Genomic DNA, 23075 nt, shown 5'->3' with positions numbered 1-23075 from the left:
CTACTTAAACAGGCTCACCCCGCGACGGGCCGTGCAATACGCGTTGCCCAGCCAGGTATGGCGGGAATTGGGCCAGACGGCTCCCAGTCGCGGTGCGTTCTGGCTCATCCAGATGCTCGGCACACGGCCGTCTGTGGAGCGTGAGCCGAGCAGGTTGAAACCGTTCTTTTCCAACAGCCATTCAGGGTGCTGGGTGGCGATGGCCAAGCCTTCTTCGAGGGTGAGCGGCAGACGCTCGTCGGAATCAATCAGCTTGCGGGCCACGTCGGGCTCGCGGTTGATGTAGCAGGTGCCGGTATGCGGATCGACCACCAGATAGAACGGGCCTTCGGGCGGCATGAATCCGTCCTGCGGCAGGAAGCTGGCGATGTCTCGCGGAGGCATGGTGGTAAAGCCGGCCATGCGGTTGATGGAGGTTCGCGCAATCAGCGATTCGGGCGAGACTAGCTCGCGCGTAGGCACCAGTAGGATGTTCGAGCCGAGATCGGAATGCTCGAGCGCGCCGATGAGCGGCTCGGCAAGCGCGCGGAATGCGGCGGCACTCATATCCGCCACGTCCGGGTAGCCGAGAGCCACGATACGATCGAGTTGCTTTTGCGCCTCTACTGATGCGATAGACATGGCTACCAGTGTAGAACACTGCCGTCTCTTCGCTAGTCACTTTGCCAGTTATGGAGAGGATATCGGACTGCGCGGCGCGGGGTACGCCATGGGGTGCGCCGCCGAGCCACCATATGGGAAGACGGCCACTGTTGTTCTGCATGTTTCGTACAATTACCGTGTGTTTGCGGCCATTGCAAGACGGTCGCTTGAACGTATCAGCCCATCGAAACCCGAAGGTCATAGAGGTCATCATGCCCGAAAAGATAAAGGTCGGCATCCTTGGTGCCACCGGTATGGTCGGTCAGCGTTTTATCACGCTGCTTGAGAATCACCCGTGGTTCGAGGTGGTCACCCTTGCCGCTTCCGCGCACAGCGCCGGCAAGACGTATGCCGAGGCGGTCGGAGACCGTTGGAAGATGGAAACCCCGATGCCCGAATACGCCAAGCACATGGTGGTCGCGGACGGCGACGACGCCGAGTCCGTGGCCGCGAACGTGGACTTCATGTTCTCCGCGGTGAACATGCCGAAGGACCAGATTCGCGCCATTGAAGAGCGTTATGCCAAGACCGAGACCCCGGTGGTCTCCAACAACAGCGCCCACCGCTGGACCCCGGACGTGCCGATGGTGGTGCCGGAGATCAACCCGGAGCACTTCGAGGTGATCGAGCACCAGCGCAAGCGCCTGGGCACTACTCGTGGTTTCATCGCCGTCAAGCCGAACTGCTCGATTCAGGCCTACACACCGGCACTGGCCGCGTGGAAGGAATTTGAACCGCGTGAGGTGGTTGTGAGCACCTATCAGGCGATTTCCGGCGCAGGCAAGACCTTCAAGGATTGGCCTGAGATGGTGGGCAACATCATCCCGTTCATCTCCGGTGAAGAAGCGAAGTCCGAGAAGGAACCGCTCAAGGTGTTCGGTCATGTGGACGCCGAGAAGGGCGAGATCGTGCCGTTCGACGGCGACCTCAAGATCACTTCCCAGTGCATCCGCGTGCCCGTGCTCAACGGCCACACCGCCACCGTGTTCCTGAACTTCGGCAAGAAGGCCACCAAGGAAGAGCTTATCGACCGTCTGGTGAACTACACGTCCAAGGCTTCCGAGCTGGAGCTGCCGCACGCACCAAAGCACTTCATCCAGTACCTCACCGAGGATGACCGCCCGCAGGTCAAGCTCGATGTGGATTACGAGGGTGGCATGGGCGTCTCCATCGGCCGTCTGCGCGAGGACTCCATCTTTGACTGGAAGTTCGTGGGTCTGGCCCACAACACTCTGCGCGGTGCAGCCGGCGGTGCCCTTGAATGCGCCGAAATGCTTAAGGCTCTCGGCTACATCACCAAGAAGTAGTTGAAACTCGTTAAAATCGCAAAAGCCCTCCGTGAGGAGGGCTTTCGTCGTATATACCGCAAAAACGCGGCTCAGTGGCTCAGCGGCCAGTACCGCCGTACACCACGGCTTCGATCTGATCGGCATCGAGACCGTATGCGGTGTGCAGCGCCTTGACGGCATCGTTGAGCTGATCGAGCGGCACGAGTGCGGCGATGCGAATCTCGGAAGTGGAAATCATCAGCACGTTGATGCCCTCATCGCTCAGGGCCTGGAAGAACTTGGCAGCCAGACCGGCGTGGGTCTTCATGCCAACACCCACCACGGCTACCTTGCCGACGTTGGTGTTCACATCAAAGGAGTGGTAACCCAGCACTTCCTGCTTGTCGAGCAGCGTGTTCTGCACCTGCTTGACGGCCGATTCGGGCACGGTGAAGGAGATGTCCGCAGTGCCAACGGATGCGCCGGCCTGCACGATCATGTCCACGTTCACGCCGGCGGTGGCCAGCTCGGTGAACACCTTGGCGGCCATACCCGGCTCGTTCGGCACGCCACGCACGGTGGCCAGCGCCTCGGAACGGTCGTGGGCAATGCCGGAAATCACCGGCGCCTCGGGGCCTAGGTCAGGGAACAGGTCGCCCATGGATTTCGCTTCTTCTTCAGTCATGTCTTGCCTTGTCTTGGTTGAAATTACTTACGATTATTGTTCGCTGTAGCCGCGCTCAGTCGAGGTTCGGCAGCGTGCGCGGGTCAATGCCGTCAGGCACAACCAGCGTGCCGGGGCGACGGGAGAACGAAGAGCGCACGTGCAACGGCATGTTGAAACGCTGAGCGTACTCTACGCAGCGCAGTGCCAGCACCTTGGAGCCGCAGGAGGCCATCTCCAGAATCGACTCATAATCGATGGACGGAATGCGGCGGGCAGAAGGCACGATGCGCGGATCAGCGGTAAAGATGCCGTCCACGTCGGTGTAAATCTCGCAGATGTCGGCACCAAGGGCCACAGCGAGTGCCACGGCGGACGTGTCCGAACCACCGCGACCGAGCGTGGTGGCGTCACCCTTGGCGTTGATGCCCTGGAAGCCGGCAACGATGGCGATGTCCCCCAATGAGAGCGCGTTTTTCACGCGGTCCGGTCTCACGGCCTTGATGTGGGCCGCGCCGTAACGGGCGTCGGTGAAGAAGCCGGCCTGCTGACCGGTGAAGGAGTGGGCGCGGCTGCCTTCGGCGTGAATGGCCACGGCCAGCAGGCTCATGGAAATTCGCTCGCCTGCGGTCATCAGCATGTCCATCTCGCGCTCGGGCGGGTTGGAGTCGATGCTCAGCGCCTGATCGATAAGGTCATCGGTGGTGTCGCCCATGGCGGAGACCACCACGGCCACCTTGTTGCCCTTCTTTTCCGTCTCAACAACGCGCTTGGCCACACGTTTGATCGATTCGGTATCGGCGACCGACGAGCCGCCGTACTTCTGCACGATGAGAGCCACTGCTGTCCTTTTGTTCTTCTCTTAGAGATTTGTTTGGTCGATATTTTACGCAAACGCAACGATTATAAAGGTTGCCGCGTTCACCCCGCGACCCCGCGCCGGCATGTGGACACGGGCATGGCCTACGTTGTTCAGCAAATATTCAAGTTTTCACCGGTGGTTTTTTAAGGCAGCCGCATCCATCCTTTGAGATTCGAGCGGTTAACTATCAATTACCGGCAAACGAAAGCAAACCGGCGAGGTTTCCGCAGAACCCCCATAACTGAATACCTTCTTCTTCCTCTCTCCTTTTCAAGGCCCGGTTCCGCAGCCCGGGCCTTTTCCTTTTGGGTTGAGAACGATAGGTCAAACGCGCGATACGAGCTCACGGAGCAAGCGTGGCCAACGGCACTACCAATACCCCATCATCCCGGCGATAAGCGGCAGCCGTAGCGGTCAGCACCATCAAGAATGACGGACGGCCTTCGTGATCTTGATCAATTCTGTCAGCCAACTTTTTCAAATGGGCCGCCGCAATATCAACCTGCTTTTCTCCGAGCTTGACCTCAATGAGAGCCCATCGTCCATCATGCAGGCCAATGACCGCATCAGATTCCAATCCCGTCTTATCCCGATAATGGAACACATCTCCGCCAAGCGCATCAGCATACACACGCAGGTCGCGAATACACATGGACTCAAACAGCAAGCCAAAGGTCTCGAAATCATTAAGGAGTTTCTCCGGGGTCGCGTGCAGTACCGCACAAGCTATCGACGGGTCGCTGAAGTGTCTGGTTGGGCTCGTTCTCACTGCAGTCTTAGAACGTAATGATATGAACTGATTTTTATCGGGGCAATATATTCCCTCTTTATGCATTCATACCCCCCTATTTGAAAGCTCTGTCAAATATTGCCGGCACCGCGGCTTATCATGTTGCCATACTTTGCAATCCTTTGCAGTCCCTTGCATCTCAACGGCTTGCCCAAAGTAAGTCACATCACTTACAGCCGTAGCAACGTTGTTCATATCGCATTTTTCGGACTTCTTATGCCCCCTACATTGCCCCCTATGGCCCTCGTCGGCATGTTGCATGAAAGGCTTGGTGCGGAGTAACGTCTCGCAGTGTGGCACGTGCGGCGTTGCCATTTGCGGCAGCACCTATGCCAACCACGACTAAGACGGGCCGGCCGTCTTGTATAAGCAAATCATGAGCAGATCAAGCGAAGGAACAGGCGACTATGGCATTGCTGCATCGACGTTCGACAAGTAAGCGTGCCTCACAGGAAATGCGGGAAAACAACGCGGCCATGCCGGATGCCACATCTGCAAATGACAACGTTTCCTCAGCGTGTCCCGAGCCCGCAGCATTCGCTCCAACACCATTTGACGAAGTCATCGATATCAGCGATCTCGTGGCCGAGCGCCGACGCCTGCAACGCAACCTGTGGGCGATGCGCATCATCACCATTGTGTTGCTGATCGCCGCAATCGCCGTGGCCTGCTTCCCGCTAGCGTTGCAATTCGAGTCCGACCGCAACTTGGCCGCCACCACAGCCACCACAGCCAAAGAAGTAGCCGGCTGGCCTTATCCGCAGGCGGAAGACAAGCTCACGGAGGCCCGCACATACAACAAGAAACTCGCTGAATCCGGCCAGCCCATCTTGGGTGAAGCCGTCGATCCGTTCTCCGCCGCCCAAGGAGGATCCCAAGCCAGCGGCGAGGATTCCGTCTCAAAGAAAGACAAGGAATACCAGTCACTGCTTAGTACCGGAAACGGCGTGATGGGCACAATCAGGGTGCCCAAACAGTCCATCAATCTGCCGATTTATCACGGCACTTCCGAGGAAGCACTGGCTTCTGGCGCCGGCCACTTGTACGGCACGTCGCTGCCGGTGGGAGGTAAGTCCACCCATTCGGTCATTACCGGGCACCGCGGGTTGGTTGAAGCGCTGATGTTCACCCGTTTGGACGAGGTGAAAGAGGGCGACTTCTTCTACATCGAAGTCATGGGCGAAACTTTGGGCTACAAAGTGGACCGCATTTCAGTGATTTTGCCGGATGACACGTCGAAGCTCAAGATTGCGCCGGGTGAGGACCGTGTCACCTTGATGACCTGTACGCCATACGGCGTGAACACGCACCGACTGCTTATCTCCGGGCACCGAGTGGCGATTCCGATGCCGGCCCCCGAGCCGAATGACGTGCTTGACGCGCGCAATATCGCCCTTGGTGTTGGTCTAGGCATACTGGCGGCAGGACTGTTCATCATCTGGTTGGCAGACGACACAAGGGCCGCGTGCATCATCCGCCATGGCGCATTCTGGCCGTGGATGCGCCGCAAGGGCGAGAGCGCCAATGATACGCTGGCCTAGGCCTCGCGCCGACCGGCCAGTGCCCTGCCTAGCGTGATTTCGTCGGCGTACTCCAAGTCGGAGCCCACCGGCAGGCCGCTGGCAAGTCGGGTGACCTTGACACCTACGGGTCGCAATAGCTGGGTCAAGTAGCTGGTGGTGGCCTCGCCTTCAATATTCGGGTCGAGCGCCATAATCACTTCCTTGACCTCATCGCCTTCTAAGCGTTTGAGCAGACTGGGAATACGCAGGTCGGCAGGGCCAACGTTGGCCATTGGGTTGATTGCGCCGCCGAGCACATGGTATAGGCCGCGGTATTCGCGCGTGCGCTCGATGCTCATCACGTCCTTGGGCTCTTCGACCACGCAGATCACCGAACGGTCGCGTCTCGGGTCGGCGCATACCGGGCAGGGGCTGGATTCGCACACGTTGCCGCAAATATCACAGAAGCGGATCTTGGCCTTGACCTCCTCGATGGCCTCGGCCAGATCGCGCGCTTCATCTTCGGGCGCGGACAGCATGTAGAAGGCGATACGCTGCGCGCCCTTCGGCCCGATGCCGGGCAGCCGCCCGAAAGCGTCGATCAGTCGCTGTATTGCGCCGTCATAAGCAAGTGCCATGGGTATTCCTCGTTATTCGTCCTCATTATTCATCCGAGTGCTTCTTGGCAGGCTGGATGTTCTTGGGGTTCTTCGGATCATCTGCCGCGAATTGCTCGACTTTTTTGACCTCGAATAGCTTTTTCAGATCGTCGAGATTCATGGCCGTCGCCTCGCCGAGCGACTGGTCGCTCATCGAGTATTCGTCATCCTCGGCCGCGACTTGCGGTTGCGGTTTCGGCTGGGGCTGGGGCCGGCTATTCCACGGGTCGGCATTCGGGGTCGGCTGTGCGGGTTGCGGTTGATTCCACGGGTCATCGCCGGCAGCCGGCTGTGGAACCGATTGGGGCTGGTTCCACGGGTCATCGCCCGACATATTGCCCGACACTGTCTGAGGAACCGAAGAAGCCGGAGTCTGGGACTGCGGCTGATTCCACGGATCATCGTGAGGAGACTGCTGATATGGCTGGTTCCACGGGTCGGCTTCGACCGGTTGCAGTGCCAGTGAGGCCGTAGCCTGAGACTGCATCTGATTCCACGGATCATCGCTCGCGCCGGCAGCTGTCGTAGCGGAAGATGCGGCGGCTGGCTGCCCCGTGGACTGTTCAGTGGGCCCAGCGGACGCAACGGACGCAGCGGGTGCAACAGGAGCGGCCGGAGCGGCCCACGGATCAACACCATCACTGATGTCCGGAACCGCAACATGCTTCTTGTGATGTTCTTCGGGCGCAGGCGTAGTAGCGGGCTCGTTAGGTGCGAACCCGTCTGCAGATTGCGGCGAAGCGTTGCTTACAGCCGGCTTGGCCCAAGGGTCATCGTTACTCCAGCTCTTCGCCGCCGTGGATGCACCGGATTGATCGGCTCGATGGCTGTCGTCCGTATCCTCGGCTTGGCCTGTTGCAGCCAGCTTCGGAGCTTTCGGCTCGCTCCCCATATGAATGCCCAGGCCCGCGCCCAAACTCGACGCGGCCAATCCGGCCTTGGCCATGGCAATCTGCTGCTTGACCTTGGCCAATTGCTCCGGGCTCATACGTTTGACGGATTCGACTCGCTCGCCATTCGCCGCGACCGCAGAAGGTGCAATAACTGCATTGGCACCGAACTCGTTGCGCACGGCATCCATCACCACGGCCGCCGCCTTCTTACCGCTGTTATCCACGGCCAAGGCGAAAGCGTGCTGGCTCAGCGACTTGTCGAACGTCATCGACAGGCAAGGCAGACCCTTACGGTTGGGACCGAATTTTACGGTCGGCACCTTGTCTCGTGACACATATTCACGAATGGTTTCCGGCAAAGCGGCGACGGCTGCATCCCACTTCTCGTCGATGGACCGATTATCCGATGCCGCAGGCGAGGCCACCGGTTGGGCCGGGGCGGCCGGCGACGCGGCGGGAGCGCCCCACCCGGCATTGGCAGCAGCAGTTGCTACAGCAGGTTGCACAGACGGAGAGCCCGCGGGTCGGTCGCTGACCAGGCCGTTGACAGGGCCATTGCCTCCAACAGATTCATGGGAAGCGGTGCTCTGAGGCGCGGCTACTTGCTGGTTGCGTGCAGCACCGGAGAATCCGCCATGTGAGGCTCCGGCAAACCCGCCTCGCGATGAGCCGGCAAAACCACTGGCACCCGCACCGGAAGCGGCTGACGTAGTCGAAGAAGCAGCCGCAGGCGGCATACCAGAAGCGACTGGCGCGGGAGCGGCTGTCGCAAAGCCTGATTCACTGCCGGCCAACAATCGTGCGGCCAGCAGTTCCAAGCGCATACGCGGAGAAATGGCTCCGGTCATGGCACCCAACGTAGTGTTGATGATGTCTGCCATGGCGGTCAGGGCTCCCAGGCCCAACGCCTTGGCCTGACGGTGCAAGTCGTCCATATCCTCGGCCTCGGCCGTGTCAGACAGCACGGATTCCGCACGGTCCCCAGCCAACGTAAGCACCAGCAGATCACGCACACGAGCCAACAGGTCTTCGACGAATCGTCTCGGATCGAATCCGCCGACCACGACTTTCTGGATAACGCCGTACAGGGCTTCGCCGTTGTGATTGATTACCGCATCCACGGCCTCACCGATCAGCGCCTCCGGCGTGAAGCCGAGCAGGGCTACAGCGGCATCATGGGTGATAACGCCTTCGACCGAACCAACCATCAGCTGGTCAAGCACAGACAGGGTATCTCGCATGGAGCCGCCACCGGCGCGCATCGCCAGTTTCAGCACACCGGGCTCGGGCTTGATGCCTTCCTTGTCGCAGATCGTCTCCAGGTAGGGACCCATGACTTCCTGCGGCACCAGACGGAACGGATAGTGGTGGGTGCGCGAACGGATGGTGCCGATCACCTTGTCTGGTTCGGTGGTGGCGAAGACGAACATCACATGTTCAGGCGGCTCTTCAACGATTTTGAGCAGCGCATTGAAGCCCTGCTGCGTGACCATATGGGCCTCATCGAGAATGAAAATCTTATAGCGGTCGCGCGCAGGGGCGAACCCAGCGCGTTCTCGCAATTCTCGAGCATCATCCACACCGTTGTGCGAGGCCGCATCGATTTCGACCACGTCGATGGAACCCGGACCGCCGGTGGCCAGGTCCTTGCAGCTTTCGCATTCGCCGCAGGGGTGGGAAGTCGGCCCTTTGGCACAGTTGACGCAACGGGCCAGGATACGCGCGGAGCTGGTTTTACCGCATCCTCGCGGCCCTGAGAACAGATAGGCATGCGTAAGCTTGCCCTCGTCCAAGGCGCGCATCAGCGGGACCGTGACTTGGTCCTGACCGATGACCCCTTCGAAGGTGTCCGGACGATAGCGACGATACAATGCAAGTGCCATAGCTACTAACCTACCTTTGCCCTCAGAATTAACCGATAAAAAGTCAAGATAAACCGGGCTCATAGTTGCCGAATCGGGAAAACTCTTTATATTCCAACGACATTCATCTGACAACGGTTACCGCATTTTTATTGTTATTAACCGCTTTCTTTGTATTAACATAGTGTCAATAACGGTTGTAGTCAGGAGGTACCCATGAGCGATATCCTCGACGAGAAACGCCCCACCCGTGGCGATGCCCGGCGCGACGCCATCGTGCAAGCCGCGCGCAAAGTGTGTCTGGAAAAAGGCTTCTCCAAAATCACCGTTTCCGACATCGCAAGCGAAGTCGGTATGACGCGTTCACTGTTCTACCATTACTTCGAAGACAAGGAAGCCGTAGCAGACGCAGTACTCGACGACGTCATCGACGAAATCCTCACCACATTGAAGCAGTGGAACCAAGCGCGCGAAACAGGCAACGTGAACAAGGCATTAGACGACATCGTGCGCGTGCTCCGTTCCCTGATCGCCGACGAGAGCCCCTTTTCGAACCGTATGATCCAAGATGGCAACGCCGAACTGTATATCAAGTTCATTGACCGCGCGGCGGACCGTATTGCCGACTACATTGCCCAGACCACCGTACGTGATTTCGAGCAGATGCATGGTCTGCCAATCACCAACGTCCATGAGACATTCTTCACGCTAATCGTGGGGCTTATCTCGCTGGTTCGCTCGCATCCGAACATCAGCGACCGAACCATCAAAGAGGTCATGGCGCAGACGCTGCATATCGAAAACTATGTCGTCTGAAGTCTGACGGCCATTGGCTCTGGTACCGCTCTCCCGTACTCCCCTCAGTCCGCTTCGCGGCCAGCTCGTCCGCAATTGCGAACAGCCTACGGCTGACTCTCTTCTGGTTCGACTATCGTCGAACCCTCGCCTATAAACAGCACTGGGCTGTTTGCTTTACGGCTCAGCCTAATGAGGGGAGCCAATATAATCAGGTCAGGCGAACTGGCCGGTTACGGGGTCGCGACCGTCTCGGGCGATGGCGTCAAGCACTTCCTGTCGGGAGTCCACCTCACGGGCGGCTACGGCCGGCGGCACCAGCACGCGCAGTGCGCAGTCCTCGGCCACCACCCTGAAGGGCAGATGCCCGATGTATTCGCCGTCCGCCATCAGCACCGGTGGCTCGTCTCCTTCCGCTGCCCGCGTGACTTCGATCTCGCGTATGCGCTTCCACCCGAACACCTTTGAGGCGAGCAGCTTGCCATTATAGGCGTTCGAGATGGCCACCGCACATTCGCCGAAGTTCGGCACGTGATTCATCCACACCAGGTCCAACAGCCCGTCGGAGAAGCAGGAGTACGGCGAGACCTCGATGCCGCCACCGATATGACGCGAATTCGCAATCGTCAGCAACGGCGTGATGATGTCCCGCTCATCCGTGGTACCGTCCGCCAGCGTGGCTTTGATGTGGTACCCATAACGCTTCATATGCGTCAGCTCCACCAGCACCGCCACGAAGTAGCGCATGGTGCCGGTCGGCAGATGCGAATGATTCGCACGATCGTTGATGCTCGCGTCGAGACCACAGGACAGCATGCCCGCATAGTACCGGTCAATCGGATGCTCGGCAGACTTGCTCTCCTGGTACTCGTATTCCTCGCCGGTGGATGGGTTCACGGCATAGCCACCGTCTAAAGAGGTCACGCGTCCCATGTCCACATCAATGTGTGATCCGCGCACGATAGCGCCGACGATACCTTCCACTGCGGTTTCGATGCGATTGACCGGCAGCTTAAGTCCCCGAGCGAAATCATTGCCCGAGCCCATGGCCACGATGCCCAACGGCTTACCGCCGCAACCCACGGCATTGGCGCCGAGTGCGATCATGCCGTCGCCGCCGACCACCACCAGATAGTCGTACTCGTGCGCGCGTTCACGCGCCTGGTTCAGGGAATCGTCGAAACTCGTGCCGGTGATGTCGATGACGTCGAAGTTATGGGCACGGCCGGCGTCCTCCAGCAGTCCCAATACTCGCGCATCCACCTTGGCACCACGACCCTTATCGGAAGTGGGATTGCCCACCATGGCCACCACGCGACGGCGTTCTGTGCGTTCACTCTCGCTCATGCTCTCACCTTAACCAAAGGTCCAGAAGCCCGCCAGAGCATCAGTGCTTACGGTCCATTATTGTGATAATTGTCTCCTTCCGTACAATTCACCGGTCCGGCCCGAGCCGTCCGCTCCACGGATGATGCCACCGGAACCATGGTTTCCACCTTGATGGTTACCAACACGTCTTCATCCCGCACGGAGCAGGATCCCAGCGTGACGCCATTCGCTTCAGCCATGTTTGCGGCAAGCGCGCATGGATCACCGATATCCACATGCCACAGCGCATACGCGGCGTCAACGGCAATAAGGTCGGCGAGGGAACGCGCTCGATTCTGGCAGATCATGAGGTTGCCCACACTTGCCGCCACCGCGAGCGCAATGCTCACCGCCATAACCAGCATGGCTCCGGCCATCGTGCCCGATCCCTCCTCATAACGCATTCCCTGCACCGCAATTCCTTTCTATTGCGGCCGCCCAGCCAGCAGCCGACCAGTTATTGGCTTATCGCCGTAGCGTTGCCGGTAACCCGCGTTGGAGTGACATCCAGTGGACCGGGCAGTACCGAACATTCGACCATCACGCTCGTCGATTGGCCGTTGTGGGCAATGCTGACGCGGGGATCTCCCCCGGCAACGTCCGCAGCTATGCTGCGCGCGGATGATTCGTCACCGGTAACCACAAACTCGCGTGCAGCCGCTGCCGCGGCACTTTGGCAGTCCATGGAAACGATGACCACACGTCCTATTGCCAGTATCAGCCCGGCGATGGCGATAACGCTGGGCAATACGATCGCGAATTCGGCGGTGGCCGATCCTGTGCATAGGTCTGGCGGCAGTCTGGCGAGCCGCCATCGGCATGTCATGGTCTTCATGGCTGTCACCCGACTTTCAGAGCCTGTTTGATGATGTTGGTCAGCAACGTCTTGATGGCGTCCGATTTCAGGATGGCGACCAGCACTGCCGCAAAGCCTGTAGCCGCAACGAGCACGACTGCGTATTCCGCAGTGGCTGCGCCTTCTTCGGGCTCAGCCATGAGGGTGCGGAAGCGTGCGTCCATGAGGCATAGCCGTTCTTTTGCCTTGGCGTTCAGCGTGGCCACACGAGCCTTGCTGTGTGCGAAGATGCCGGCCTGCCCGTCGACGATGACGGGGATAGGGGTATTCATTGGCGTTCCTTTCGGTAAGGAGGGGTAGCTGCGCAGTGGCTTCGCACCTTCCCCATGCGTGTGTGAGTGGTTGGCCCCCGCGCCGGGTTGACGCGGGGTGCATACCACTGTGGACTATCAACGCTTCATGCACCAGGAAAAACGGGGGATGTGGCTCTAGCTTGCCGAGTTATCCACACCCCGACGTGTCGTCCACCACAAATGTGGATAACCAAACGCAGCCAAGTGCAATACCGAGCGATACAACAAAATTCAGCCCAAGCGCACTCGGTTCACGCCTACATTCACATCATGAAGGACGCAATCGCCGGAATGACTCCTACCAGCACGAATGCCGGCAGAAAACATAGCCCTGTAGGCATCAGTAGCTTTACCGACAGCTTCGCGGCATTCCGTTCGATGGCAGCACGCTCGTCACGGTCCAGCTGTTCAATGGCGGATTCGAGGCGCACGCCAGGCATATCGCCATGCGTCCATGACGATTCCAAAGCCGATTGCAGCAGGCCAAGATCTCGTTGCGTGGTATTCGTATCTTCCCCGGATGGACTATCAGCTGGCGCACCCTCATGCTGAACAGCCATAGCGGCATGCCACGCATCAGCCCAGGGAACCCCTCTGGTCAGGGAGCTCCCGACCTCGCTCATGCGAGCACCGCAGTCGTCGCCGACGGCTTTGCCCACCATGTCAAGCGCCCGGGGAATCGAAGAGCCTTGCCGCAATGACACCTGCAACATGCGCAATATGAGTATGGTCCATGACGACCCGCAATCATGCGCTGCAGCCGGCTCCTCACACGGCAAGCGGCTGTCATGACGAACCGGAACCTTATACAGCCAACTAGCAATCGCCGCACAGCCTGCCGCGGCGCGTACCCACACCGTACTCATAATCCGCTGCCTTTCAACAATGCCCGCATCCATGCCAAGCCGGCAGCATAACAACATCCTCCCAATGTCAGGCAGACCACACCGCGCGGCGATCCAATCAAGAACGCCAATGGTCCAGCTCCCAGAAGCTCGCCCAATGCCACAGTGACGGCCGGAAGCGCGCTCAGCAGCCCCACAGTGGCTTTAGGCACGGCACATGCTTGCGATCGCAGGTTCTGCATCAGCCTCATCTGCCGGTAAGCCGTCAATACCGCTTCCAGACATGGCACCACTTGGCAACCGAGCTCATCGCTCAAAACCGCTGCGGCGGTGACCCCGCGTGCAGCTTCAAGTACCTGCGCTGGTGATTCGTCGGGCAGACGCCGCTGTTCGAACATCGCTATGAGCCGTTCCACAGTAATGCGATGAGTGGCGAAGCGTCTGCTGGATTGTTCCTCGAATGCTTCAACCAATGTGCCGCCACCTCGCAATCGCGCGATGGCGGACGTAATCACCTGTGCAACGCCCACGCGAGGTGAGTCGGCATATCGAGGTTCGTTTATGGCTGCGGAATCGACCGTGCGCTCTTTACCAGCCAGCTGGCGCAATCTTCCGGACTTCTTCCCCGGCCATATCAGCACCGCGAGCGCCGCCAGAACAGCACACCACATCATCACCCACCACCATTCGGCCCGGGAACGATGCCCCATCGTTCAATGAAGTGCCCCCATTCGGCGGCATACCGAGGAGGATGGCGGCCATTCCATACCGCCAGCGGTGTTCCTGCCAGTTCACCATGTGCTACGCGCAGTTCGCCGATCTGCGTGATACGCCGCTGTCCGTTCACTCGCTCCAAATGCACCACCGCGTCGAAAGCACCTGCCGCCAGCATGGCCAACGCCTGTGGACTGACTCCGGCAAGCAATCCAAGCGAAATCAACCTGGACGGCACTCGGTCCACGCCGTCCGCATGCACGGTGGTCATGCCGCCGTGGTGACCGGAATTGAACGCGCGCAGTAGGTCAACGATTTCCGCACCACGGCATTCGCCCAGCACCACGCGGTCGGGGCGCATTCGCAATGTCGCTTTGACCAAGTCCGCCAGGCTTATGGCTCCGACGCCCTCCACATTCGCCTCGCGTGTTACCAACGAGACATGATCGCCGCGTCCCAGTTCCCCCAGTTCACGAACTTCCTCTACGGTGACGATGCGCTCGTTCACGTCGCATTGCGCCAGCAGCGCCTTGAGCAAGGTGGTCTTGCCCACGCCTGTTCCGCCCGTAATTAGCACTGTGGCATGTTTGCGCACCAATCCCACGAACGTCAGCAGCCAAGCAGCCGGGAATACGCCTAATTTGCTCAGGTGCTGTAGCGATGCCATGGTTCGGTCAGGGAATCGTATGGAAATCGCGGCACCTTGTGGCACCAATGGGGCAATCACCGCATGCACGCGGATGCCATCTGGACTGGCGGCGTCCGCTATCGGGCAGGCATCATCCAGTCTGCGCCCAAGCTGCGCGCACAGTTGGACGGCGTATTCTCGAACTACTTGCGGCGAGCGGAACGGCACATGCAATACTGTTTCGCGCATGCCATTGCCGCGGTCCGCCCAAACGCGGCCATCGCAGGTCACCGCCAAATCGGTAACCTGCGGGTCGGATGCCACATCATTCAATAGACCGAAGAACACAGTTCTGGGCACTGCGCCGGGCTCATCAGCCCGAGTGATTACGGCAGCCATAGCATCACTGGTCCTTGTGAGAAGTTCCCGAAACCGAGCGAATGGCCTGTTCTACGAGATCGGCAAGCAAGTTCATGGCTTTGCGACTGCCTTTGGTCACCGATCTGATGCCGAGGCCTTCCAGTACGTCTCCGCACAGATTGACACTTGGCTTGACAGGACCCAATACCGTGGCAGTCAAGTAGTCCTGCGCCTCGCCAATACCCACGTGCCCTCTCCCACGTGGAGCGCCACGTGGTTCCACGCCGACGATATGTGGCGCTTCACAGCCCCAAGAATCCAGTCTGGACCGGTGCGCTTTGGCCCTAGCCAATCCCATTACCGACAATTCCGCGGCAATCACCTGCATGCCACTGCGTAAATCGGGCACGGTCTCAATGAGTCCCCCTTGCCCGGCGTCCACGATGACGACGTCGTTCGCTTCCGCCAAAGCCCGGATGGCCGCTTGAACTTCCCACCAGTCAGGCTGGCGCGCGCTCCAAGGATCGTAGGGAAGTACTCGCACACCCTCCCACGTCATCAGCTCATGGTTCATCGCCTCACCCTCGATACGGCCGAGGGGCGCGTCGACTTGGCTGAACCGTAAGCCCGGCTCTCGTTCTACACCAAGTAGCAGATCAAGGCATCCGGCCACGAAATCAGCGTCTATGAGAACGCAGCTGTGTTCACGTCTCGCCAATGTCCATGCAAGCATGGAAGCCATGACACTCAACCCCACGCCTCCATGGCCTGACGTCATCGTCACAATGTTATGAAAGCTGGTGTCTGTAGTTAGGGCGAGTGCCGGAGCCTCGCCCGATCTCTGCCGTTCGCATGAAGCCAACGGCCTGGGCGGCGGAGTGTAGTAGCGATGCGCTGGAATCGGCGCATCGTCCGTGGGCAGCGGAATGCCCGGAGGTGCTACCGCTGGCGAGGTGATCCTACGCGCCACGCGGGGTGAGGTATTGCTATTCATAAGCCGATTGAAACGTGTCCGAGTTCAATGCTCAACACGAATCGACCATTGTGGTTCTAGCTTGCCGAGTTATCCACACCCCGGCATGTCGTCCACGACAAATGTGGATAACCACGGTGCTGTTTCACGCCCATCTCATGCAAAAGGCCCTGACCTCATATGCACGGTCAGGGCCTTCATTTTTCACGACGATTCCTTATGCGGTAATCTACATTTCTTGATCACTTATCGAGGTTCTTGATGCCGTCTTCCATGACGTCCAGCTGAGCATCGGTCACCTTGGCCGGCTTCTTCTTGCCGAACTTGGCCTTGAACAGACCGATGATGGTCGGGGCGAGCGAGACCAGCAGAATCAGCACGATCACCAGCTCGAAGTGATCCTGCACGGCCGGAATGTTGCCGAAGAAGTAGCCCAGCAACGTGAACAGCGTGGACCAGCACAGGCCACCGAGCACTGAGAACGGCGTGAAACGGCTCCAACGCATACCGGAAATACCGGAAATGAACGGCATGAACGTACGAATGAACGGGAAGAAGCGGCCCAGGAACACAGCCAGCGGGCCCCACTTCTCAATCATGTGCTCGGTTTTGGCCAAACGCTCCGGGGTCAAGGCCTTCACCTTGCCGGACTGGATGATACGGCGGCCAAAGAAATGACCGATGAAGTAGTTGCACTGGTCGCCGATAATCGGCGCGCACCAAACCACCGGCAGCAACCAGAACAACGGCAGCGCGGCCTTGCCGGTCGCAGCATCCGGGGCTGCGAACACGCCGGCCGCGAACAACAGCGAATCACCGGGCAGGAACGGGAAGAACACCACGCCCGTTTCGATGAATACGATGAGGAAGATGAATCCGAGGGTCGGCGCCACGCCCATGGCAATCCAACCGGCAATCGCGGCACGCGGATCCTTCAGCAGTTCGAGGATGAAATTAACGAAGCCCATGTGATTCCTATGAGTCCTATACGTCTATATGTGTGAACAATCTGTCCAATAACCAGACATTCGTCTGAAAACCGTCAACCACTCTACCAGTCGCCCCGATACAAGAGGGGGCCACCGGAACCTCATAGCAGCCATTACTGCCATCTTCTTTACAAATATGGCGTGCTTCGCTGGTATATCGTCAACACATTCCACCGCTCATGAGGAGAACTGCATGCGCGGTGATGTAATCAATTACTCACCAAGACGCTGGCGCACGAAACCATCCAGCGCGGCCGCATCGATACCGTCATACGATTCGATGGACGCGAACTGGCCCAGGCCGGAAGTATCCGTGCGAATCCAGCCGGTCTGCGCAATCAGAGTCGCGCCCGATGCCGCACCGGCCTGAAGTCCAACCGAAGAATCCTCGAGCACCACGCACTTGGCCATGTCTTCACGGGCGATGCCAAGCTTGTCGGCTGCGGCCAGGTAGGGCGCGGGGTTCGGCTTGTGCTCGTACGGATCGTCGCCACAGACGTAGCCGGCGAACAGTCCCTCGGACTGCTTCATGATGTTCTCCGCCATACGGCGCGGCGAAGTAGTGACCAGCATGGATGGGATGCCGGCCTCATTGAGCGAGCGCAACACGTCTTGCACACCAGGAATCCACGGCAGACGTTCGACCTCCGCCTTGAACACATAATCCTTGAGCTGCTTGTCGATTTCGGGAACGCTCAATGTGCAGCCATGCGCAATCATGACCTCTGCCACGTGAGTCACCGGAGTACCGGAGCACGCCCAACCGAGGTCCTCGTTCCACTCGCCGCCATTGTTGTGCGCGATTTCGATTTCGCCGTCATGCCAAAGCGGTTCCGAATCGATAAGCGTTCCATCCAAATCCCAAAACACGGCCTTGAGCAACATGGTTACCTCCGTTCGCATGCCCGCACGCCAATTGTCGCCTTTACTCTTGCTGCATTCCATTGCACCAACCGGATGCGACAACCATAGCGCGTCAGCACACCGCCCCTGCGCCTCAGCGCATGGTCAAACCACCATCGACGTGCAGACATTGCCCGGTAATGAAGCCGGCCATGTCGGACGCCAACAACGCGACCCCTCCGGCGATGTCATCGGGACGGGCAAGGCGGCCAAGAGGCGTCATGGCAATGATTCGTTCACGAACATCCTCGGTGGTGGCTGCGCTGGATGCGGTTCCGGCCGTCAAACCTGCGGCAATGGCATTAACGGTAATGCCGAAGCCGCCCAGCTCCTGGGCCAGAGAACGGGTCATGCCGACCAAGCCGCCTTTGGCAGTGATATACGAATGGTAGGGCACGATGGGCGAATCGACCAGATTGCTGGAGATGTTGATGATACGCCCGGAGGTCTGGGCTCGCATCAGCGGCACCACATGTGAGCACATCAGATATGCACCATGCAGGCATCCCTCGATCTGTGCGCTAAACTCATCCCAATCGCCTCCAGCAAAAGTGGAACGGCGACGCGGGTCAAAGGAGAAGTGTCCGAAAGCATTATTCACTAAGATGTCCACGCCGCCGAATGAGTCGACAGCGGCACCCACCAGCTTGGAAGATTGCGATTCATCGCAAACATCCGCCTGTACAGCTATAGCCAAGCCTCCCAGCGAGTGGATGTCTTCAACAGTGCGCTGCGCGCTGGCGGCGTCATGTACGTAATTGACGACGACAGCGGCTCCGTGCGATGCCAGGCATTTCGCCACGGCCGCTCCTATGCCCTTGCCGGAACCGGTGATGATCGCTGTTCTGCCATCCAGATTCACCATTGGACGCCGTGCCATATCGCTTTGCTCTGTCATTACCCTTGCCTTTCACCCCGCTACCAGCCCCTGCTGCCCGCAACAGCACAGGCCTATTCCATATCCATATCGAACGAATCGCCGTACGCGTCGCTGCCGCGTTCGACATCCACCGCGCGCAACAGATCGATGAGATTGAAGCCCCCATCATGATGCCAGCCGGATTTCGCCCGATCCATCTCACCGAGCGGACAGATGCGATTCACACCGACCTCGGCCAATGTATCTGCAAGACCAAACAGTCTGGTCGAATCCACAGCGACACCGCAGCTCTGCAGCCAGCCACGGCAGGAAGTCAATCCTCTGGCAGCGTCCAACAAATCTGGCACCGCCACCACGTTGACGGTGCGGTTCAACGGCGACATCAGCGAAGCAACATCCTCGTCGGCACCGCTACCGTCAAGTTCTCGATACAGCACCGACCATGCCGTGCTATGGCCACTGGCGAACACCGCGGCCTTCCCGCCCATCAAAGCTCTCATCTCAGCGTCGGCGCGCGCCCGCTGAATGGCCACGTTCTCGGCGTCACTCAATACGGAGCGCGGATATTTGCGCTGCTGATTCTCAAGCTCGCCACCGAGCAGCTGAGCCACTTCACGAGCGGTGAGGGCTCCATCAGTCTCCACGAACACGGTCTGCGGAGCCAGGCAGCTTTGCTGGTCATATGTGGCGATGTCAACAGCCACACGATGCACGGTATCGGCATAGGTATCAGGGCGCAAAGCCTCTCGGCCAATGAACGCCAACCCGACTTTTGCTCCGTAACCTAGACAGGGCTTGGATCCGGCGACTTTGCCCGCAATCAATTTGGTAGTCTGCGAAGAACCGTAAACAATCACGGCATCGGCCACATCGATGGCTGAATCCTCGAGCTGCTGCGAGCCGCCCTTCCATGGAACCACCGCAATGGCATCAGCGAGGTCGGAATTGACCATCGCAATGCTGCGAGCAAAGAACGCAGGCATCACCGGCTCGGAAAATGAAGATTTGCCAAGAATCGCGCCTTTGACCAGCAGGGTCATCGCCATGCTCCACACGGGAATCCCCGGCACATTGCTGGAGAACACCTGATAGGTGAGCGCCGGGCCCACATATTTAGAGTATCCCCCCGCCTTGTTCGGCCGGAATTCGTCGAGCATAGACGGCTGACCGATTTCGGAGTCCAGGAAACGGAGCAGTTCACGACGCCTGAACTGGCGCATATACCGTTTGAGCTCAATCCGCACCATGTCAGGCTCATATCCGGTGATTGCGGGAATCAGCAGTTCAGCTTGGCGCCGCAGCTCAAAATCCGGATCGGCCCATAGTTGGGCCGCGTCGGCCACGATGTCGAGAATATCGTTGACACTCATCGCGGCAAGCGTGCGGTTGCGAACATCGGCAAGCTGCTTGGCAAGGGAAGTCACCTTTGGGCCATCCAGTCGCGGATAGCGCAAACGCTTCACCCCATCCGATGTGGCGACATCATAGATTTCGTAATCCGAAACATCCGCTCCCGAGGGCAGGTGGAAGACATCAATGGCCTGACTCACAGATTCGTCAGCGGTTGGCACTGATGACCTCGTCTACCGCGATTGAGCAACCACGGGCCTCGGCTCCCTTCGCCCGGCCCTGCAGCAGGAATCCGCCCGGAGTCCGGTAGCCAAGATCCTCGGTCAGAATACCGATGCATGAATTCCAATTGGCAAGGTCGTAATGGGCTATCACACCGGTCTCACCATCCTTGACGGGAGTCAGCGTCTCCGGATCAAGGAAGACCGTGCGCACCCAGGCGGGGTTCGCCTTGAGATAGTTGCCGGTGCCATCCGTATACCACGACAGAATATTTTGGTCATAGATCTGCGAGCTCAACTCGGTCATGCCATACATGTTGACGCAGTGGTGGCGCGGCACCCCCAGTGTCTGTTCCAGTTCGTCAAGCATCTGGCCTTCGGTGATGTCGCGCTTGGTGCTCTTGAAGCCGCCAGTGTCGAACAAGCGGCTATCGGGGGCCAGCGCGAACGTCAGATCATGCTCATGCAGGTAATCGAGCAGATACAGGTAGGATGACGAGACACCCATCAGCATCACCGGTTTGCCGTCGGACACCGCACGATTGAGGAAATCGATGATGCCATCGAATTTGAGTCCATGTTCATCGAAGAACACGCCGCTGCCTTCGCTGCCACAGAGTTCCACGGCCTTGGTGAGATACCGCGACAGTGAGGAATTCTGGTTCATGTCCCACGCCGGCGAAATCACGGCGATGCGGATACGCTCTCGATCCGGCATGATGAAATGACGGAACGGCACAATCATCGATTCATCCCACACCTCAAGATCAGGGTGGAAGTTGCGCCCACGCATCTTGCCGCCATGCGTGGTTCCGCTCGTCATGAATACGGCTTTGCACTGCTCGGTCGGTATGGTCGAAAGGTCAAGGTGCTTGAACCCGTCCACCGGCATCGGCGGAATCTCCCGCCAATCCTTGAGCGTTGCGGGGGTGACGCGTTTAGCCGCGCAGTAACGACGGTACGGCAGATCATACGTGTACTGATAGATGAACACGTCGCGCGCCAACGCACCAAACGCCTCTTCCGGGGCCTGCTCACAGCCATAGGTATGGATAAAATCCAGAATCCCGCGCTTGATACGACGCGCGTCATCCATCACATCAGTCATTGCATCGCTCCTGTCAATATCCAATATCAACCAGCATTATCGTTCATCGTGCGCCGCGGCGCCAGTCCCATCCGCCGAATCGGCTGCTGGAACATCCATGGACGCCGGCGCACGATGCTTCGCCACCAAATCCGGAAGAGCGATGAACAGCGCATTGAGAATGATGGCGCTGAATACACCGACCATGATGTTGTTGCCAAAGAACACGCTTGCGCCGCCGGTCAGGCCGGAGAGCGCCTTGGGCAGGGCGATGCCGAGCAGCAGAGACATGCCGATGACCGTTTGACGGCGCTCGTCATCAGCGACCTTGCGCAAGGCTCGCAGACCGGTCACGATCAGGCTGGCCGCAGCCGGCAGGAAGATGCCTCCGACGACTGCCGAGGGAATGACGGACAGCAGCGCGCCTGCCTTTGGCACGAAGCCCAGAATCAGCAACAGGATGGCGGCGATGATCACAGGCGTGCGCGTGCGCAGCTTGCCTTCGCCGGTCAGGTTGAGCAGGCCGACATTTTGCGGGTATGCGGTGGTGGTGAATCCACCAATCAACGAGGAAATGGCCGAACCTGCCGCCTCGCCGGCGAGGCCGTAGCGCACCTGCTTGCGTTCGAGGGTCGTGCCTTGAATCTCGGAAGCCGCCTGATAGACGCCGAGAGCCTCCATGACGGCAACCATATAGGCGATGAAGAACGGAATGAAGATCTTCCAGTCAAACGTAAACGGCCCGTAAGGCATGAAGGTCGGCAGGCCCAACCATCCCTTGGAAGCCACAGGAGAGAAGTCCACCATGCCAAACGCCGCGGCGACCACGGTGCCGACGACAAGCGCGATGAGGAATGAGAACGACTTAAGCAGACCCTTGCCGAGCAGCGACAGGACAAGCACAATCGCCGTGGTCAGGATCGACACGGTCAGGATGTGCGGATCGGCAAACGTTTTGTCGCCGGGAGCCCCACCAAGAAACTCGCTCAGCGTGAATCCGGACAGCGAAACACCGACCATAAAGATGACCACGCCCGAGATCATCGGAGAGAACAGGAACCTCATCCGCTCTATCACACCGGTCAGGCACAGCAACAGGAACACAAGCGAAGCGATGAGAATGGACGAACTCGCCGCCCCCAGCATGCCAGCCGTACCTGCCGCGATCATCAACGCGTCAAACGCGGCTGACGGCCCCTGCACCACCGGCAGGCGAACCAGCCGAGTGGCCTGGATCAGAGTAACCAGGCCGGAGACGATGAAGATGGCGTTAATCATGTTCGACGACAGGGCAATAGGTAAGCCGATTGCTCCGGCCACGAATACCGGATCAAGCCAAACATTGGAAACGAACACATGCTGGAAACCCAGCAGTACGTTCTGGGCGGTCAGCTCCTTGCGTATTGACATACGCTTCCTCTCTCTCAACGCGCATATGGGATGCCGAGCCGAACAGAGGAGTTCAACCGTCGTATTCCCTACGCGAGTGTTAGCTCACAGGTTCGAAGGGTTCGGTACATACCGTCTCAGCCTAAAGCACCCCTTACGAATCGGTTTTCGCACGTCACCGTAACAAACCTTGACATCTCCGTCAAGAAAATTCGTGCTCTTTTCGGCAGCTGCCCGATGTGAGATAACAAACAGTTTTACGAATGGAGAAGGAATCGAAGC

The 23075-nt window shown here is 58.9% G+C and carries 22 protein-coding genes, 1 pseudogene and 1 riboswitch; of the genes and pseudogenes, 3 read left to right on the top strand and 20 right to left on the bottom strand.

Annotated elements, in window-relative coordinates:
* Entirely contained in the window at positions 1 to 621 is a 621-nt protein-coding gene (locus BLIJ_RS00865; protein ID WP_012576617.1) for a DUF5701 family protein, read from the bottom strand.
* A 233-nt stretch (positions 622 to 854) separates the two neighbouring features.
* On the opposite strand from BLIJ_RS00865, the gene asd reads away from it, so the two are divergent.
* Positions 855 to 1949 (top strand): aspartate-semialdehyde dehydrogenase, encoded by a 1095-nt coding sequence (gene asd / locus BLIJ_RS00860; RefSeq protein ID WP_012576616.1) that lies wholly within the window; start codon positions 855 to 857, stop codon positions 1947 to 1949.
* Positions 1950 to 2028: 79 nt separating this feature from the next.
* On the opposite strand, the gene BLIJ_RS00855 is transcribed toward asd, so the two are convergent.
* From BLIJ_RS00855 to BLIJ_RS00845, 3 genes and pseudogenes are all read right to left on the bottom strand, one after another.
* On the bottom strand, positions 2029 to 2595 hold the full coding sequence (locus BLIJ_RS00855) for an ACT domain-containing protein (RefSeq protein ID WP_012576615.1): 567 nt from the start codon (positions 2593 to 2595) through the stop codon (positions 2029 to 2031).
* A gap of 55 nt (positions 2596 to 2650) precedes the next feature.
* Positions 2651 to 3415 (bottom strand): aspartate kinase, encoded by a 765-nt coding sequence (locus BLIJ_RS00850; protein WP_012576614.1) that lies wholly within the window; start codon positions 3413 to 3415, stop codon positions 2651 to 2653.
* A 364-nt stretch (positions 3416 to 3779) separates the two neighbouring features.
* A pseudogene (locus tag BLIJ_RS00845) lies at positions 3780 to 4223 on the bottom strand (DUF4143 domain-containing protein); the annotation flags it as partial.
* A gap of 410 nt (positions 4224 to 4633) precedes the next feature.
* Between BLIJ_RS00845 and BLIJ_RS00840 the strand changes: the two are divergent.
* Complete coding sequence (locus tag BLIJ_RS00840) at positions 4634 to 5767, top strand: class C sortase (RefSeq protein WP_012576612.1); 1134 nt, start codon at positions 4634 to 4636, stop codon at positions 5765 to 5767.
* Here the strand turns inward: BLIJ_RS00840 and recR are convergent.
* Entirely contained in the window at positions 5764 to 6366 is a 603-nt protein-coding gene (recR, locus tag BLIJ_RS00835) for a recombination mediator RecR (protein WP_012576611.1), read from the bottom strand. The genes BLIJ_RS00840 and recR overlap by 4 nt on opposite strands.
* Before the next feature lie 25 nt (positions 6367 to 6391).
* Positions 6392 to 9163: a DNA polymerase III subunit gamma and tau gene (locus tag BLIJ_RS00830; protein WP_012576610.1), complete on the bottom strand. Its 2772-nt coding sequence runs from the start codon at positions 9161 to 9163 to the stop codon at positions 6392 to 6394.
* A gap of 195 nt (positions 9164 to 9358) precedes the next feature.
* Between BLIJ_RS00830 and BLIJ_RS00825 the strand changes: the two genes are divergently transcribed.
* Positions 9359 to 9958, top strand: coding sequence for a TetR/AcrR family transcriptional regulator (locus BLIJ_RS00825; protein WP_012576609.1), 600 nt, complete (start codon positions 9359 to 9361; stop codon positions 9956 to 9958).
* 195 nt (positions 9959 to 10153) lie between these two features.
* Here the strand turns inward: BLIJ_RS00825 and BLIJ_RS00820 are convergent, their stop codons facing one another.
* The 14 genes from BLIJ_RS00820 to BLIJ_RS00755 all read right to left on the bottom strand — a co-directional run bounded on the left by BLIJ_RS00820 (position 10154) and on the right by BLIJ_RS00755 (position 22814).
* Positions 10154 to 11284: a diacylglycerol/lipid kinase family protein gene (locus tag BLIJ_RS00820; protein ID WP_012576608.1), complete on the bottom strand. Its 1131-nt coding sequence runs from the start codon at positions 11282 to 11284 to the stop codon at positions 10154 to 10156.
* 47 nt (positions 11285 to 11331) lie between these two features.
* Entirely contained in the window at positions 11332 to 11709 is a 378-nt protein-coding gene (locus BLIJ_RS00815; protein ID WP_012576607.1) for an Rv3654c family TadE-like protein, read from the bottom strand.
* Between the two features lie 53 nt (positions 11710 to 11762).
* On the bottom strand, positions 11763 to 12140 hold the full coding sequence (locus BLIJ_RS00810; RefSeq protein WP_014484507.1) for a TadE/TadG family type IV pilus assembly protein: 378 nt from the start codon (positions 12138 to 12140) through the stop codon (positions 11763 to 11765).
* Positions 12141 to 12145: 5 nt separating this feature from the next.
* The gene (locus BLIJ_RS00805; RefSeq protein ID WP_012576605.1) at positions 12146 to 12433 is read right to left on the bottom strand and encodes a DUF4244 domain-containing protein; all 288 of its coding nucleotides are present in this window, start codon (positions 12431 to 12433) and stop codon (positions 12146 to 12148) included.
* 284 nt (positions 12434 to 12717) lie between these two features.
* Positions 12718 to 13320, bottom strand: coding sequence for a Flp pilus assembly protein TadC (gene tadC / locus BLIJ_RS00800; RefSeq protein ID WP_012576604.1), 603 nt, complete (start codon positions 13318 to 13320; stop codon positions 12718 to 12720).
* On the bottom strand, positions 13317 to 13973 hold the full coding sequence (gene tadB / locus BLIJ_RS00795; RefSeq protein WP_041981577.1) for a Flp pilus assembly protein TadB: 657 nt from the start codon (positions 13971 to 13973) through the stop codon (positions 13317 to 13319). The genes tadC and tadB overlap by 4 nt, the downstream gene beginning before the upstream one ends.
* On the bottom strand, positions 13973 to 15040 hold the full coding sequence (locus BLIJ_RS00790) for a TadA family conjugal transfer-associated ATPase (RefSeq protein WP_012576602.1): 1068 nt from the start codon (positions 15038 to 15040) through the stop codon (positions 13973 to 13975). The genes tadB and BLIJ_RS00790 overlap by 1 nt, the downstream gene beginning before the upstream one ends.
* Positions 15041 to 15044: 4 nt before the next feature.
* On the bottom strand, positions 15045 to 15863 hold the full coding sequence (locus BLIJ_RS00785) for a P-loop NTPase (protein WP_256755787.1): 819 nt from the start codon (positions 15861 to 15863) through the stop codon (positions 15045 to 15047).
* A 353-nt stretch (positions 15864 to 16216) separates the two neighbouring features.
* A complete protein-coding gene (locus tag BLIJ_RS00780; protein ID WP_012576600.1) occupies positions 16217 to 16942 on the bottom strand; it encodes a DedA family protein in 726 nt (241 codons plus the stop codon).
* Positions 16943 to 17176: 234 nt separating this feature from the next.
* A complete protein-coding gene (locus BLIJ_RS00775; RefSeq protein ID WP_012576599.1) occupies positions 17177 to 17848 on the bottom strand; it encodes an HAD family hydrolase in 672 nt (223 codons plus the stop codon).
* Positions 17849 to 17960: 112 nt separating this feature from the next.
* Positions 17961 to 18731 (bottom strand): SDR family oxidoreductase, encoded by a 771-nt coding sequence (locus tag BLIJ_RS00770; protein ID WP_014484503.1) that lies wholly within the window; start codon positions 18729 to 18731, stop codon positions 17961 to 17963.
* Between the two features lie 86 nt (positions 18732 to 18817).
* On the bottom strand, positions 18818 to 20317 hold the full coding sequence (locus BLIJ_RS00765; RefSeq protein WP_012576597.1) for an acyl-CoA reductase: 1500 nt from the start codon (positions 20315 to 20317) through the stop codon (positions 18818 to 18820).
* Positions 20304 to 21425, bottom strand: coding sequence for a LuxE/PaaK family acyltransferase (locus BLIJ_RS00760; protein ID WP_012576596.1), 1122 nt, complete (start codon positions 21423 to 21425; stop codon positions 20304 to 20306). Before BLIJ_RS00760 ends, BLIJ_RS00765 begins: the two co-directional genes overlap by 14 nt.
* A 36-nt stretch (positions 21426 to 21461) precedes the next feature.
* Complete coding sequence (locus BLIJ_RS00755; protein ID WP_012576595.1) at positions 21462 to 22814, bottom strand: solute carrier family 23 protein; 1353 nt, start codon at positions 22812 to 22814, stop codon at positions 21462 to 21464.
* A gap of 47 nt (positions 22815 to 22861) precedes the next feature.
* Positions 22862 to 22958, bottom strand: a riboswitch (TPP riboswitch).
* Positions 22959 to 23075: the final 117 nt, after the last annotated feature.

Source organism: Bifidobacterium longum subsp. infantis ATCC 15697 = JCM 1222 = DSM 20088 (assembly GCF_000269965.1).
Taxonomy (GTDB): Bacteria; Actinomycetota; Actinomycetes; order Actinomycetales; family Bifidobacteriaceae; genus Bifidobacterium; species Bifidobacterium infantis.
Note: the sequence above shows the minus strand (reverse complement) of the source record. Positions and strands in the feature narration are given on the sequence as shown.

Bases quoted from the DNA above. Each gene is read 5' to 3' on its own strand.
- tadC (WP_012576604.1), bottom strand. From the start codon at position 13,320: ATGAGTACGGTGTGGGTACGCGCCGCGGCAGGCTGTGCGGCGATTGCT.
- recR (WP_012576611.1), bottom strand. From the start codon at position 6,366: ATGGCACTTGCTTATGACGGCGCAATACAGCGACTGATCGACGCTTTC.
- BLIJ_RS00760 (WP_012576596.1), bottom strand. From the start codon at position 21,425: ATGACTGATGTGATGGATGACGCGCGTCGTATCAAGCGCGGGATTCTG.
- BLIJ_RS00805 (WP_012576605.1), bottom strand. From the start codon at position 12,433: ATGAATACCCCTATCCCCGTCATCGTCGACGGGCAGGCCGGCATCTTC.
- BLIJ_RS00790 (WP_012576602.1), bottom strand. From the start codon at position 15,040: ATGGCTGCCGTAATCACTCGGGCTGATGAGCCCGGCGCAGTGCCCAGA.
- BLIJ_RS00810 (WP_014484507.1), bottom strand. From the start codon at position 12,140: ATGAAGACCATGACATGCCGATGGCGGCTCGCCAGACTGCCGCCAGAC.
- asd (WP_012576616.1), top strand. From the start codon at position 855: ATGCCCGAAAAGATAAAGGTCGGCATCCTTGGTGCCACCGGTATGGTC.
- BLIJ_RS00815 (WP_012576607.1), bottom strand. From the start codon at position 11,709: ATGCGTTATGAGGAGGGATCGGGCACGATGGCCGGAGCCATGCTGGTT.
- tadB (WP_041981577.1), bottom strand. From the start codon at position 13,973: ATGATGTGGTGTGCTGTTCTGGCGGCGCTCGCGGTGCTGATATGGCCG.
- BLIJ_RS00825 (WP_012576609.1), top strand. From the start codon at position 9,359: ATGAGCGATATCCTCGACGAGAAACGCCCCACCCGTGGCGATGCCCGG.
- BLIJ_RS00780 (WP_012576600.1), bottom strand. From the start codon at position 16,942: ATGGGCTTCGTTAATTTCATCCTCGAACTGCTGAAGGATCCGCGTGCC.
- BLIJ_RS00755 (WP_012576595.1), bottom strand. From the start codon at position 22,814: ATGTCAATACGCAAGGAGCTGACCGCCCAGAACGTACTGCTGGGTTTC.
- BLIJ_RS00770 (WP_014484503.1), bottom strand. From the start codon at position 18,731: ATGGTGAATCTGGATGGCAGAACAGCGATCATCACCGGTTCCGGCAAG.
- BLIJ_RS00865 (WP_012576617.1), bottom strand. From the start codon at position 621: ATGTCTATCGCATCAGTAGAGGCGCAAAAGCAACTCGATCGTATCGTG.
- BLIJ_RS00855 (WP_012576615.1), bottom strand. From the start codon at position 2,595: ATGACTGAAGAAGAAGCGAAATCCATGGGCGACCTGTTCCCTGACCTA.
- BLIJ_RS00775 (WP_012576599.1), bottom strand. From the start codon at position 17,848: ATGTTGCTCAAGGCCGTGTTTTGGGATTTGGATGGAACGCTTATCGAT.
- BLIJ_RS00830 (WP_012576610.1), bottom strand. From the start codon at position 9,163: ATGGCACTTGCATTGTATCGTCGCTATCGTCCGGACACCTTCGAAGGG.
- BLIJ_RS00840 (WP_012576612.1), top strand. From the start codon at position 4,634: ATGGCATTGCTGCATCGACGTTCGACAAGTAAGCGTGCCTCACAGGAA.
- BLIJ_RS00820 (WP_012576608.1), bottom strand. From the start codon at position 11,284: ATGAGCGAGAGTGAACGCACAGAACGCCGTCGCGTGGTGGCCATGGTG.